Annotated in this window: 11 protein-coding genes; 4 read left to right on the forward strand and 7 right to left on the reverse strand. The window is 34.0% G+C overall.

Translation table 11 applies throughout. The annotated features are described in order from the left end of the window. Window positions 1-514: 514 nt before the first annotated feature. Window positions 515-2,344, forward strand: coding sequence for a type I restriction-modification system subunit M (locus CJP74_RS01725; protein WP_119496555.1), 1,830 nt, complete (start codon window positions 515-517; stop codon window positions 2,342-2,344). 823 nt (window positions 2,345-3,167) lie between these two features. On the opposite strand, the gene CJP74_RS01735 is transcribed toward CJP74_RS01725, so the two are convergent. From CJP74_RS01735 to CJP74_RS08275, 3 genes are all read right to left on the reverse strand, one after another. Beyond that, window positions 3,168-3,821: an outer membrane beta-barrel protein gene (locus CJP74_RS01735; RefSeq protein WP_119496557.1), complete on the reverse strand. Its 654-nt coding sequence runs from the start codon at window positions 3,819-3,821 to the stop codon at window positions 3,168-3,170. Between the two features lie 91 nt (window positions 3,822-3,912). After that, on the reverse strand, window positions 3,913-4,986 hold the full coding sequence (locus CJP74_RS01740; protein WP_282432504.1) for a 2,3-butanediol dehydrogenase: 1,074 nt from the start codon (window positions 4,984-4,986) through the stop codon (window positions 3,913-3,915). A gap of 66 nt (window positions 4,987-5,052) precedes the next feature. Beyond that, entirely contained in the window at window positions 5,053-5,184 is a 132-nt protein-coding gene (locus tag CJP74_RS08275) for a hypothetical protein (RefSeq protein WP_282432505.1), read from the reverse strand. 2,865 nt (window positions 5,185-8,049) lie between these two features. Here CJP74_RS08275 and CJP74_RS01745 point away from each other — a divergent pair. The 3 genes from CJP74_RS01745 (at window position 8,050) to adhP (ending at window position 11,263) form a co-directional block, all read left to right on the forward strand. Then, the gene (locus tag CJP74_RS01745) at window positions 8,050-9,156 is read left to right on the forward strand and encodes an NAD(P)-dependent alcohol dehydrogenase (RefSeq protein ID WP_119496558.1); all 1,107 of its coding nucleotides are present in this window, start codon (window positions 8,050-8,052) and stop codon (window positions 9,154-9,156) included. Between the two features lie 196 nt (window positions 9,157-9,352). Beyond that, window positions 9,353-9,613: a hypothetical protein gene (locus tag CJP74_RS01750; RefSeq protein ID WP_119496559.1), complete on the forward strand. Its 261-nt coding sequence runs from the start codon at window positions 9,353-9,355 to the stop codon at window positions 9,611-9,613. Between the two features lie 582 nt (window positions 9,614-10,195). Further along, on the forward strand, window positions 10,196-11,263 hold the full coding sequence (gene adhP, locus CJP74_RS01755) for an alcohol dehydrogenase AdhP (RefSeq protein ID WP_245958030.1): 1,068 nt from the start codon (window positions 10,196-10,198) through the stop codon (window positions 11,261-11,263). A gap of 55 nt (window positions 11,264-11,318) precedes the next feature. Here the strand turns inward: adhP and CJP74_RS01760 are convergent, their stop codons facing one another. The 4 genes from CJP74_RS01760 to CJP74_RS01775 form a co-directional block, all read right to left on the reverse strand. Then, a complete protein-coding gene (locus CJP74_RS01760; RefSeq protein ID WP_119496560.1) occupies window positions 11,319-11,927 on the reverse strand; it encodes a hypothetical protein in 609 nt (202 codons plus the stop codon). A 110-nt stretch (window positions 11,928-12,037) separates the two neighbouring features. Further along, on the reverse strand, window positions 12,038-12,691 hold the full coding sequence (locus tag CJP74_RS01765) for a hypothetical protein (protein WP_119496561.1): 654 nt from the start codon (window positions 12,689-12,691) through the stop codon (window positions 12,038-12,040). 256 nt (window positions 12,692-12,947) lie between these two features. Then, the gene (locus CJP74_RS01770) at window positions 12,948-13,607 is read right to left on the reverse strand and encodes a hypothetical protein (protein ID WP_119496562.1); all 660 of its coding nucleotides are present in this window, start codon (window positions 13,605-13,607) and stop codon (window positions 12,948-12,950) included. Window positions 13,608-13,752: 145 nt separating this feature from the next. Next, on the reverse strand, window positions 13,753-14,412 hold the full coding sequence (locus CJP74_RS01775; RefSeq protein ID WP_119496563.1) for a hypothetical protein: 660 nt from the start codon (window positions 14,410-14,412) through the stop codon (window positions 13,753-13,755). Window positions 14,413-14,456: the final 44 nt, after the last annotated feature.

Here is a 14,456-nt window from a genome sequence, read left to right on the forward strand (position 1 = left end):
GGGATAGTCTCCTGATCTTATTTTTTATGATTAGATTTTACGAAAGGTAAAGCAATTTTAAGTGTAATTTCTAAATTTACGAAGAGTTAAGCAAGTTTGACTTGTTGGGCTTTTTAAATTTACGAAGACTTTAGCAGATTATTACTTTTAATTAACTGAGGTTAGAATAATTAGAAGAGAAGCAAGAAAAGTTAATGAGGAGAAGAAAATAAATTAAGTGAAAATGTACCGTAAATGCGGGCTTATTTTAATAATTATGAAAAAATTTCAATTTACGAGTAAAAAAGCACTTGCAAAATCAAATTAAATATACTATAATAAATTTAGATTCATAAGTTATAACAATTGCAATTACAATTACAATGTTATTGATTTGTTTATTGTCCTTTTTATCCTTTTGCTTTTTACGGTAAATTTAGCTTTTATGCTAAATCTTAATTGGATATTACTGTTAAAAATATAGTTGTTAAAAATATAGTGGAAAACTTCAATTATTAATTATAAGGAATTTAATATGACTTCAGAAATTAAAGATTCAGTTACAGCAAACAAAGTAGACAAACAAAAGATCTTTAACCAAGTTTGGAGTATTGCTAACGATTTACGTGGAGGTATGGATGCAAATGACTATAAAAACTATATTCTAGGTTTCCTTTTCTATCGTTACCTAAACGTACAACTTGAACCTATCATTAAAGAGTTCATTAAAGCAGCTTTTGGGGAAGCTAATAAAGATTTATCTAAAGAGGAACTTGATAACCTAGTTAATGAAAAAATCAGGAAAGAAAGACTTCATAAAGTATATGATGAAGCTATTAAGATCTACGTAGAACTTGTAGGTAATAGAGCAGAGTACCAGGGCTTAAACGAAGATCAAAAAAGAGAAAAATTTATTAAGGGAGAACTTGCAGATTCCTTCAATCGAGCAGGTAGACCATATATTATCCGTCCTGAATATTGTTGGGATGCATTACTAGACAATATCGAAACTAATACCATAAATTATAATATTTACCAAAACGCATTTGTGGCATTTAACGAGGATAATACAGGAAAAAATTCTCTTAAAAATATTTTCCACGCTGTAAATATTAATTCACCTCAAATTGGTTCTACCACAAATGAACGTATAAATAATCTAAATAAATTAGTAACCAAGTTAGAAGGCATGCCATTCAAAGACGAATCAGGTCAGGATTTACTTGGAGCTATCTATGAGTATTTAATCGGTAAATTTGCGGCGAGTGCTGGTAAATCTGGGGGTGAGTTCTATACACCACATGAAGTTAGTGTACTTATTTCAAAAATCATTAGCTATAATTTAATAAGTGATAAAAAAGCTTCAGAAGAAATAAATCGTAAAGTACAAAATAGTCAAATTACCGTATTTGACCCTACTTGTGGTTCAGGTTCATTACTTTTAACTGTGCGTCAATCAATTCTTGAAAGGTTAGAAGAAGAAAATATTGAGATTACTGAAAGACAAAAAGAAAATCTCATAAGATTCTATGGTAAAGAGAAAAACTATACCACTTATAACTTAGCACGTATGAACCTCTTTATGCATGAGGTTAATTCAGATAACTTTGAATTAAGTGAAGGGGATACTCTAGATTTTCAATATCCAGTTAAGGAAGATAGTAAGAAAACTCCAATAAAAGTAGATGCAGTAGTAGCTAACCCTCCTTACTCTGCACACTGGGATCCACAAAACAAAGAAGATGATCCACGTTTCTCACCTTATGGTAAATTAGCTCCTAAAACTAAAGCTGACTTTGCTTTCTTATTACATGGTCTATACCACTTAGATGATCATGGTACCATGGGGATTGTTTTACCACACGGGGTTTTATTCCGTAGTGCTGCCGAAGCAACAATTCGTGAAAATCTAATTAAGAAAAACTATTTAGATGCAGTAATTGGTTTACCAAGCAACCTATTCTATGGTACAGGTATTCCAACAATTATCTTAATCTTCAGAAAAGGTCGTACAACCAATGATGTATTATTCATCGATGCATCAACTGAGTTTGAGAAAGATAAACGTCAAAACCGTCTAACTGAAGAAAATATTGAGAAAATTCTTCAAACGTACATTAATCGTGTAGACGTAGACAAATATGCTCACGTTGCAACTCTTGAGGAAATTGAAGAGAATGAGTACAACCTAAATATTCCTCGTTATGTTCAGACTTATGAAGAAGAAGAGCCAATCGATTTAGAAGAAGTGTTACGTAATATCGAGATTGAAAAACGTGAAATTCAACGTCTTGAAGATTCTATCTACGCACAATTAAAAGAATTAGGTGTGGATGTAGAAAAAATTCTCAAAGACATTAAATAATTAGCTTAAGCTTGAATAAGAATGTAAAAAATTAGAATATAAAATAAAGTTAGGGAAGAGAGATTAGCCTCTCTTCCCTTCTTTTTTTTGTTAATTTGCCTTTTGGGTTAATTTGCCTTGGATCAAAGGTTTTACTTTTAGTTGAGTTAAAGATAATATCAAAGTCGGCTTTTAGTTGAGATAAAGGGCTAGCATTTAGTTGAGTAAAAAGAATATTAAAGTTCTATTTTTAATTGAGCTATAGCCCATATAAGAGTAGCCCTAGAAGTAGCTAAATTTAGCATTTAGAAGCTCATATTTCCACAAAAAAGGCTAGAGGGTTATTTAGGTATAGCTTAAGCAAAACAAGGCTATATATAGCTTTTATAAGCTAAATTTTATTTGCTTAGAGTCTTGAGATCTTGCTCGAAGTAACAAAGTAGTTTTGAGCTTTTTTTGACCATGGGGCAGAGTAAATTAGTAAGTTTGCTATAAAGTAGTTACTTTTACTTTTTCTTTTGCTAATTCTCCATAAGGTTGGTTTTTCTTCTTTTTTCTCTAGATAATAACAATTATTATTAATCACCACTTAGTGAAACTTTTTTTAGAAAAACCTATCACTTTGAGGAAAAATTGGGGTAAAATATGAGTGTGCTGAATAAGCTACTTAAAGGTTTTTCCTTTAAGTTTTGAGGATCCTACTAAGAAATTTTCTTAGTATTTTTTCACTAACCCGCTTTTTCAGTTAATGTTTAAATGTAATTTAGTCGTACTTGTCAAAGTGCGACTTTTTTTGTAAGCAAAAGGCTCTATTGCCTCGCAATAGAGCCTTAGCTAATTTAAATTAGAAACTATAACCCACTAAAAGGTTAAGAGCATTAGAGCTATCATCAAATGCTGTATCTTTTAAGCCTGTTTTCCAAGCGTGACGGTATTCTAAACCTAGAGTTAAACCGAATTTAAATTTAACCCCGCCTTCAAGGCTTGCATACATGCCATGACTATTTTGTGTTGTTCCTTCACCTGTATTTAAAGAGTAGTGAACATTGTTCATCCCTAAACCAAGGCTAATGTAGTGATTCACAAGTAAGTCAGGAGTTGAGATTAAGTAGGTACCTTTTACCCCTACAGTATATTGAGTAACTTTAGTGTCTACATTAGTGCCAGCTTCTTGACCTTTGAATTTGCTGCTATCAAGAGATTTTGAGCTATAAGCAAAGGCAACTTCTGGACCAAAATAAAATTGGTGGGTAGTACCAAGGCTAGCTACTCTAAAGTCTACACCTAATTTTGCTACGGGACCAGTAAAACTGTGGTCAATGTTACCAAATTTAGTAAAACCATAACCTAAAGCAAAGTTAAAGTTAATGTTACTACGGTATTGAGCAAAAGTGTTTTGTAATTCAGGAGAAGACTCTAAAGTTGTGTTATTACCTTGAGCATAAGCTCCACCAGCTACTAAAGTAGCTAAACTTAAAGTTAGTAGTAGTTTGCGCATAATTTTTTTCAAAAGATTAATAAAAACTTTCTCTATTATACCACGACAAAAGGACTAGTGTATGACACCAGTCCTTTTGTTGCATGTTGGATTATTCTTCTGTAGGTGGAACTACAAGGATTTTAACTTGTGATTTATCTGCTACTAAAGCATCAAAACCTTCAGTTACTACATCTTTAAGAGCGATTTTCTTAGTTACAAAATCTTCAACTTTGAAGTAGCCTTGCTCCATTAATTTTAATACTGTTGGGTGGTCGTTGTTATAGCAGATTACCCCACGTAAAGTTCTTTCTGGAATTACTAATACGTTTGGTTGGAAGTCTGCACGACGTTCCCAAATAGATACTACTACTGCAGTACCACCAGTACGTGCAGCTAAAATAGATGTTTCTAATACTTGAGGCACACCAGTTACTTCAAAAGTAAAGTCTGCACCACCGTCAGTTAAACGCTGAACTTCAGCAACTACATCTACTTCAGTTGGATCTAATGGAATTGCACCTAAAGATTTAGCACGAGCACGACGAGTTTCGTTTACTTCTACAGCAAAAATTGTTCCAGCTCCAGCTGCTTTTAAAGCTTCGATTACCAATAAACCGATTGGACCAGCACCAAATACTACTGCAGATTCACCTAATTGTAAACCTGATTTACGTACTGCGTGCACTGCTACTGCTGCTGGTTCAACTAGAGCAGCTTGCTCGTAGCTTACGCTGTCAGGGATTTTATGTAACATGTGTTCCCCAACAACTGAGTACTCAGAGAAACCACCAACACCACCAGATAGACCTTGGAAGCCTAATAATGGAGATAAGTGGTACTCAGATAATAAGTAACGTCCGTCTTTGTGCGGAGATAAAATAGGTTCACAACATACGCGATCACCTACTTTAACACGTGTAACTTTTGGACCTACTTCTACAACTTCAGCAGACCATTCGTGCCCCATTACGATTGGAGCTACATCACCAGAGATAGGGTGTGGTTTATCTACTGGGATAAAGATTGGACCGGCAAGATATTCATGTAAGTCAGAACCACAGATACCACAGAACTTTAATTTAACCTTAACTTCATGTGGATCTTTAATTTCTGGAACTTCAATTGATTCAACACGAATATCTTTTACTTTATGCCAACGTGCAGCTAACATTGTTTTAGTCATTTAATTAAAACTCCTGGTTGTAGAAGAGAGTAAGTTTTTCCTGAAAATGAAAGTACTTAAGTATAACTAACCTTCTGTAAGTTCTACTTTTGCATCGATTATTGGTGCAAAGTTTTCTTGCATAAATCGCGTAATTCTTCTGCGACGTTCTCTTTTAACAATAAAAGAACGCATAGTTAATACTCTGGAACGTTTCATTTAACCTCTTCAGGCTTAAAGTTGATTCATTCACCTTTAAGCAGTAGATGGAAAAGTAAAATACAATCATCATAATTGTATTAAGCGAAAGTATGTGAAGTAAATTAATTATATTTTGTGCGATAAGTAGGATAGGAATTTAATTTACTCACAACTTAAGGCGAACCTAGAGACAGCAAAAAACCGCTCTTTCCACAAGGTCAGGAATGCCGACCTTGAGGAACTAGCGGGAACTATTAACTTAGTTGTTCTAGGCACCACTACTCAACTACTCCCTTGGCTGCCTAAGTGGGACTATATCCGATAGCATGCACTAGACACGGGTACCGTACGCCTGAGATAGTCCATGAGACCTCCCAGACTTGAACGAATAGCGCCTTGCCAAGTTCTTCATCTTTCGACCTAAAACTGTCGCAAATGCTTCCAATCATGGTATTTTTGAGCAAATGGATCTACCTAGGAAAGGGTTCAAGTTCTTTACTACCTTAAGCTAAGCATATCTTAGACCTAAGAAAATAGTTCTACCTAACTACCACGAGCAACTTACTTTGCTTCTGTAGTTAGGCTAAGCTACAAGGGGTCGCCCCACAAGCAGCCTAAAAACTAATACGGTAAGATCCCTTGTTAGCAGTTGACCATAAAAAATTAGGCTTTTCTACTGCGGTTTAGCCAACCGCCAACAAGACATCATCTAAGGCTTTGGACGCATAGATATTTGAGACGAACCGAGCGATTTAAACTTGCTATAGTTATGCGAGGATCTAGTATCCAACACGCATCAAAAAATTGGTTCTTATAATTGAGCGCCAAAGTAATGTAAAAAACTAAGCTTAATGCTTTTTTTAAAGTATTACCTTGTAAAACTTTGCAAAAAGGATTAAGAAAAAATGTCTAGGAAGAAGTTCTTGTTAACTGATGGGCAGAGCTAACTGATATCTACTCAAATTTGAACCCAGTAGAGATTTGCGAAAATAACTAAAACCACTTGGAGTAGATCAACTTTTATCTCTTAGAATATGAGGTTTTGTTTTTATAATGGAGTTGAGGTATTAACGGGAACCTTCTCCTAGACAAATAACAAACGAGATTAAGAATATGCTAAGACGAGAGTATTTTCTTTGGTTGCTAAGTATTTCGATCTAACATATGTCTCTTTTTCTATTTCTAGTTTAACACTATTTTGGGGTAAAAAAAGATAGGGCAACAAGTTTTATTCTTTTTTGTGGCATGAGTCACACTTTTTTGTTGCAAAAATGCCAATATTGATCAAAAAAGATCATTTTTGCTATATTTAACCGAGCTAAATACTCAAGAAATAGGACTTAAATTAAAAAATATAGCTTAATAATTTGAGGGGAAAGTTGGTTTTTTAAGCTTTTTGCCTTTGTTTTTAGTCTCTTTTTTAGATTTTTTTAGTTTTTTATTATTTCTTTTATTACTTTAGAGAAATAATGGCAAAAAAAGATGAGAAAGTAGACAAAAGAAAGTAAAAAAAAGATAGAGGAATAAAAAAAACATAGAGAAAAGTTAATAAAAAGTCGGTTAGTCAAATAAAGGTAAGGAGGTGAGAAATAAGACAAAAGAAAGTAAAAAAAAAGATATGGGAATAAAAAACATAGAGAAAAGTTAATAAAAGTCGGTTAGTCAAATAAAGGCAAAAAGATGAGAAAGTAGACAAAAGAAGGTAAAAGAAAGATAGAGGAATAAAAAAACATAGAGAAAAGGTAAGAGAAAGTCGATTAGTCAGAAAAGTTAGGAAAATATGTTAGTCTGAAAAGTTAGGAAAATCTGTTAATCTGAAAAGTTAGAAACCTCTGTAAGTCCAAAAAGTTAAAAAAGTTAGATAAAAATAAATAACCAACCGCTTTTAATAACAAGACTAAAAATAATATAAAAAATACCTAACTTTAACGAATAACTTATGGATAGTAGTTTCCCTGCTTTTCTACTTTGCTGTTCTTATAATCTTTTAGAGTTTACTTTAGATATAAGTTAACGAGGCAATTTGTTTACTTCAAATAAATGGTAGGGTTAAGTTGATCACAAATTATTAGTAATATCCTTACTAATAACTTACCAAAAATATCTCCTCCAAAAAATAAAAATCTCTAGATATTCTCTTTAATTTTCTCCCTTACGGAGAATTTTTTTGCCTCAAAAAGGAGCTAAAAACCTTGTAAAGTATAAGGGTTTTATTTTATTTAAGTAGTACCTAAAATGGCTATTATTGTTTCATTTTAGGTATTGTGACTTAAGACAAAGCCGATAATATCGTACTTTTTCTTAATTGCTTGAGGATAAAAAACAAAAAAATTAAGGTATTTTAGTTATAAGTGGGTTTTTGCGCAAAAGTGTGACGTAGATCACAGAATAAGAAAAAAGTTTTTGTGAGTTTTTGATCGAAATTAATCAGAAAACTGGTCATAATTCACACTTTTTGTAAATAAAATTGAATTTTCAAGAAGCCTTTTTGGGTTTATGCTTATTTATCACGGGTAAAGCATTTCACAAAAAGTGGGCAAATGTCATGTTTTTAGAAAAAATTGTGACAAATTCCCGAAAAAAATAGGTTGGACATAAACTTGGTAAAAGAACTAAAATAAAGAAAGAAAAAATATAAAATAATTTTAAAGTTTAAACTGAGGTTTAAGGTAATTGTCTTGTTCTTTTATTTTAAATTCCAGTATACCTAGTTCAAGGCTTTTATCCTTCCTTTAACATTATTTATATTTTTTTGGTAGCTGAGGCTACTTGCAGTTAGAATCTTCATGTTCTCAGAAAATAAAATTGAGAGTTCTCTCTCATTACAAGCAACAATATGCATAATTTCATTAGAAATTAGCAAAAAAAAATGAGATTCTAATTATGACTAAAATGATGAAAGCAGCGGTATTTGTGGAAAAAGGTCGTATCGAGTTAACTGATAAACCTATTCCAGATGTAGGTCCAAATGATGCCTTAGTACGCATTACTACAACTACAATTTGTGGTACTGACGTGCACATCCTTAAAGGCGAATACCCTGTTGCTAAAGGTTTAACTGTAGGACATGAACCTGTAGGTGTTATCGAAAAATTAGGTTCGAATGTAAAAGGTTACCACGAAGGGCAAAGAGTTATTGCTGGTGCTATCTGTCCTAGCTTTACTTCTTACCCATGTCAAGATGGTTTCCCTTCACAAGATGGTTCATACCTATTAAACGAAGACGGCACTTGTTCATGCCACGGTTATAAAGCAACTGCAGGCTGGCGTTTTGGTAATATTATTGACGGTACTCAAGCAGAATATGTTTTAGTACCAGATGCACAAGCAAACTTAGCACCTATTCCAGATGGTTTAACCGACGAAGAAGTGCTAATGTGTCCTGATATTATGTCAACTGGTTTTAAAGGGGCTGAAAATGCTGATATTAAAATCGGTGATATAGTGGCTGTATTTGCTCAAGGTCCAATTGGTCTTTGTGCAACTGCAGGGGCAAAATTAAGAGGTGCAAGTGTAATTATCGCTATCGATGGTAATGATGAGCGTTTAGCGATTGCAAAAAACCTAGGGGCTACAGTTACTTTAAACTTCCGTAACTGCGATATAGTTGACGAAATTATGAAATTAACTGGTGGTCGTGGGGTAGATTCTGCAATTGAAGCTCTAGGAACACAAAGAACCTTTGAGCAAGCTTTAGCTATCTTAAAACCAGGCGGTACTTTATCGAGTTTAGGTGTTTACTCAGATGACCTAACCATTCCATTAAAATACTTTGCAGCAGGTCTGGGCGATCATACTATTCGTACAGCTCTATGTCCTGGCGGTAAAGAAAGAATGCGTCGTCTATTAAATGTTCTAGATTCAAGAACAATTGACTTAAAACCTCTGGTAACTCATACCTATGCTCTTGATGATATAGTTGAGGCATATGACCTCTTTGCAAATCAACGTGACGGGGTATTAAAAGTAGCAATTAAACCAAAAAAATAGTTTAGTTTCTCTTTAAAAAATCTTTAAAAAAGTTAATTATTTCTGCTAATATAGAAGTAATAAATGATTAATTTTTCTCGCTTAAGGCTAGGTAGAAAATTTAATCCCTATCTAGCTTTAAGTGATCCCCTCTTACTCAGCTTTTTCTTTTAAAGAAACTGAAAAGTAAGCACTTGATCTACATAAAGGAGGACCTATGTCTCAAAGCCAAACTTCAGTTGTTCCAGCAGTTGAACGTCCATCTTTTTTAAACCGTTTAGCTCTAGCATTATTTGCAGTTTTAGTGGTAGTAGCAGGAGTATTTATTTCTCTAGCAGCTATTGCCCTTGCAGCTAGCATCATTGGTTTCTTATTATCTGTAGCTGTTGGCTTAGCTGCTATAGTTGCAGGTGCTTTAGTATTGCTTATTGCAGGTACTAAAATTGGGATTATTTTCAGTGATTTATTCAAAAAATAATCAATTAATTTAATTTCGGTATACTGGTTTATGTTTTGCTTAGCTCTAAGCAAAATATGAACCTTTTTTTTATTTTAGTTTTGCTAAAAAAGCTAAAATTACGCTTATTTTTGTCCTCATTTTTAAGCTAGAGGTTATTAAAATCTAAATAAAGCTGACTATTTTACTTATCTATTTAACAAATGCACAAAAAGTTTTACATTTTTTGCGTAAAATTTGAGGAAATTAGCGAGCTTTTTTTCACAAAAATTTAAATATTTTTAACCTAAAAGAAAATAGTTCTCAGGGTAATGAGGATCTGCAGTTAAGTAAGTTAAGCAAAATTAAGCAGAAAATTTTGCTTGTGAAAAACTTAACGCCTCAGAGCTTAAATAAAATTTAGATTTGGTTAATTAATTTAATAGTTTTACAATGATGACAAAAGTAATTACTGTTGAGTTGCAAAAAGACCGCATGCACTTATCCCAACTTTAACAGTTAAGTGACGTATTTGTACCGAGGTACTTGTTAGTCACATGTTCTTTACCAACCCCAAGTTTAACAATTTTGCAAGACTATCTTGCATTTTTAGGAGTAAAAAACATGACTAAACTAATGAAAGCAGCAGTTGTTAACCAAGCTGGTGACGGTGTAGAAGTAGTAGAAAAAGCAGTGCCAACTCCAGGTATTGGACAAGCTTTAGTACAAGTTGAATACTGTGGTGTTTGTCACACTGACTTACACGTTGCTGCCGGTGACTATGGTAAAAAACCAGGTGTTGTTTTAGGTCACGAAGGTATAGGTAAAGTAGTAGAATTAGGTGAAGGGGTACATAACCTTAAAGTAGGTGATCGTGTGTCTATCGCTTGGTTCTATAGTGGTTGTGGCGTATGTGAATACTGTGTAACAGGTAGAGAGACTTTCTGTCGTGAAGTAAAAAATGCGGGTTACTCAGTAGACGGAGCTATGGCGGAATACTGCTTAGTAGAAGACAACTATGCAGTTAAAGTGCCAGACGCTTTAGATCCAGTACAAGCTTCTTCAATTACTTGTGCGGGGGTAACTACTTATAAAGGCGTTAAAGTATCTAACGTTAAAGCAGGACAATGGTTAGTAGTATTTGGTGCTGGTGGTTTAGGTAACCTCGGGGTACAATACGCTAAAGCTCTTGGTCTACGCGTAATTGCGGTAGATATTAACGATGACAAACTAGCTCTAGCTAAAGAAGTTGGTGCTGAAGTAGTTATCAATGGAAAAAAAGAAGATACAGTTGCACGTATTAAAGAAATTACCGACGGTGGAGCTCAAGGGGTAATTTGTACTGCTGTATCAAAAATTGCTTTCAACCAAGCAGTTGATGCAGTACGTCCAGGCGGTCGTGTAGTATGTATTGGTTTACCACCTGATACTATGGACTTATCAATCCCACGTTTAGTGTTTGATGGTATCGAAGTAGTAGGTTCATTAGTAGGTACACGTGAAGATCTTGCTGAAGCATTTGACTTTGGTGCACGTGGCTTAGTAAAACCTGTAGTAGAAACTTGCCCTGTAGATGCAGTAGGTCAAGTATTCGAAGAAATGCATGCTGGTAAGATCCAAGGTCGTAAAGTATTAGACTTTACTAAAGAAGCTCATGCTTGTGGCTGTGGTTGTGCTCATCATCACCACTAATTTAACTAACTAAGATAAGAATTAAGGCTTCTAGCGGTTGCTAGAAGCCTTGATTTTATTCAGGTAAACTTTGCACAATAGTTATGCGAAATGATTCTTTTACATTAGGAAAAATGCCTTCCTTGACATAATGTTCATAGCTAGGTAAAGCATAGGTAAATTTTAGGGGAGCCTTAGCAGCTATGTTTTGCAAGGTTGGCACATTTTGCGTAATGGCAGCTAAACTATAAGAGTAAACATAGTCAGGACTATTACCTGCAAGAGAGTAAACTAAAATAGTTTTAGCACATAGATGTTGGTATTCACGATCGAGTTCTCTTAGAGTATTACGATCAAGCGTATTTTTTAAGTTTTCACAAGTTTGATAGACTTTAAGAAAACTCTCAACCGAGGCAGAAGTATAGCCATTTTCTACAGTAAGGCTATAGCTCTTATTTAGAGGTAAGAAAAACTTAGTTATTAATAGCTCTTGAAAATCTGCATAGCTAAGAGCCTTACCTTGGTTGGGACCGATAAATTCTTTGGGAAGAAATTCATTAACTATTGCTAAATAGTCCGAATTCTCTTTTACTAAATTATTTAGTTGTGCCTGAGGAATGGAGTTCGCTGCTAAACTAGCAGTGGCAATAGCCCCGAAGCAGAGGCTAAGAAGTAACTTACGCATGGTATAACTCCTTAGAGTAGGTTAAAAAAGAGTTGGTACTTTTATTATAGCCAAGTTAATTTAAGTACAAGTGATTATTTTCCTAAAAGTGGGCAAAGATCACACTTTTTTTAATCGGCAATCAATTGGACTTTGTAAATAGTTTCAATAGTTTGGCGCGTACTTGCATCGGCATAGAGTCTATTGCCTGGAATATATAAGGCAAAACCTAATTTATAGGCACCTGGATTTTTAGGAATTTGTAATAAAGCCTTTTGTTTAGTAGTAAGAGGCTGTTTTTTGTCCTCGAGATCGGCAACTTTAAATAAAGTGCCAAAGAGAGCTAAAGAATATAAAGCATTACTATTGAGTTCGGCAATAACATAGAGGCGACTAACAGTTTTACAGCTTTGACTTAGTTGAGCAAAATCTTGTCCACGAGCAATAAATTCAAGGCACACTTGGGAGAGGTTAACCAGATTGGTTATGCGTGGATCCGAAGTGTAAGTTAAGCCTTGCAACGAATAGTATTGATTAAAATCAGCTAAAAGTTGGGTTGAGGCAAGACGCAAAAAACTTTGGGCAGTTAGTTGTTTACCGCCATTAACTCTAACAAAGTTAACGAGTTTTGTTCTGAGGTTGGTTACGGTATCGGTATTTAGTTTTTCAAGGCGTTGAAATTCTTGTTGTAATTGTTTATCTGAGTAGTTACTATAGTTAGGAGTAGCTATAACGCCTAAAGATGTTAGAGCCAAAGCTATAGTTAAAAGAGGTTTACTTAGCATAATCACTCTCCTTAGGGTTAAGTAAAAGGTTTTCTCTAGCTATTTACGGATAATTAGCTTAAAGCTAAGGTAAAGATTAATGACTAATTGTTTAAATAATTAACCTAAGTTAGGGGGAGAGAAAAAAGCAGAGGTGCCAAAAAGCAAAAAATAAATAACCAAGAAAATTTGTCTATTCTTCTATTATATCCAAGGAAAAATATTTTTCCGAAAAAACCGAGGCTTAACCTCGGATTTTTTAAGTGCTATTTTTATTTTATTCCGCAGAATTAGGTAAAAGATGAACCTTGTAAGCTGCATAGATAGATTTTTTCATATTATCTTTTAAGTAGACTTGTTCATCAGGTATTTTTGCTTTAAAGCCCAAATCCATATTATCAAGATTCTCTACTGTATTAAGAAGAGCCTGTTGGTTTGCTTGCAGAGGAATATTATTGTGTTCTTGCACATAAGCATTAAATGAAGTACCAACAATTATTAATGACTGGAGTAAATCACGATCAAAATAGGCTAAGAGGTAAATCGGAAAAACCGTACTACAGGTTTGATTTGGGGACTCGTAGTTATTCCTAATACTCAAATGATAACAAACATCAGCAAGGTTAACGAGGTTAGTTATGCGAGGATCTTGACGATAAGTAGTAGGAGTAATGGTAAAGTTTTGATTTAGGTCGGCAAGAATATAGCCTGTAGCAAGAGATAAAAATCTATCTACAGAAAACTCTCTTTCCCCAAAATCTGTGGCAAAGTTATTAATTTCTTCTTTGAGATAAGCTAAAGTAGTTGCATTTGCTTGCTCGAGTTTAGTAAATTCTTGCTGCAATTGAGCATCGCTGTATTGGCGGTAATTAGGAGCTGCCATAGCTCCTAAAGTAGTTAGAGCTAAGGTGGCGGTGAGAATAAATTTACGTAACATAGTTTTAATTAAGAGTTGTCTATAAGTTTTATTATAGGCAAAATTTATGTAAAATAGCGAATATTTTATAAGTAGGTAAAAAAGTAATCTCCGCTAATAAAAGTAAACACCTAGGCTGATTGTGCAGGCTAGGTGTTTTAGATTACTATTGATCCGGAACTAGGTCTACATTGTAAGATTCTTTAAATACCTCATTACGTTTTTTGTCATAGTATACGGAAAAAGGTGGGAGTTTAAACGTAAAACCAAAATCAATAGAGCCAACGTATTTATTAAGTAAGCCAATTAAAGCAAGTTCCTTATTACTAAGAGGCTCATTTTTACTTTGTTTAAGTTGAGCATCTACTATAGAGCCATAAGTAGCAATAGTTAAAAGAGCGTCTGGATCGAAGTCAGCAATAAGATAAATTAATAGTGCGGATTTACAATGTACTGTTAGCTCGTCATAACTTTGTATATATTTAGTTAAGTGATAGCAAGTATCAAACAGTTTTACTATATCGATGATACGAGGATCTGCCCGATAAGTATTCCCATTTAATGTGTAATTTTCATTAAAATAGGAAAAGAGTATATAAGAAGATAGCTCTAAAAATTCTTTAGCATTAGCTTGACGTCCATTATGCAATTTTTTTAGAATATTTAAATTAAAGTTAATCATAATTAGGTTTACGTCAGTTAGGGGCACTAAACGTTGAAGCTCTTGTTGCAATTGGGTATAAGAATAGTTTTCATATTTTGGAATTGCTTGTACCCCTAGAGTGCTAATTCCTAGACCTAGGGCAAGTAAAGTTTTACCTAGCATATTTATTCTCCTTGCAGAGAAGTACATTTTAAGTTGAGATAAGG

The organism is Psittacicella melopsittaci, from assembly GCF_003585925.1.
GTDB lineage: Bacteria > Pseudomonadota > Gammaproteobacteria > Enterobacterales > Psittacicellaceae > Psittacicella > Psittacicella melopsittaci.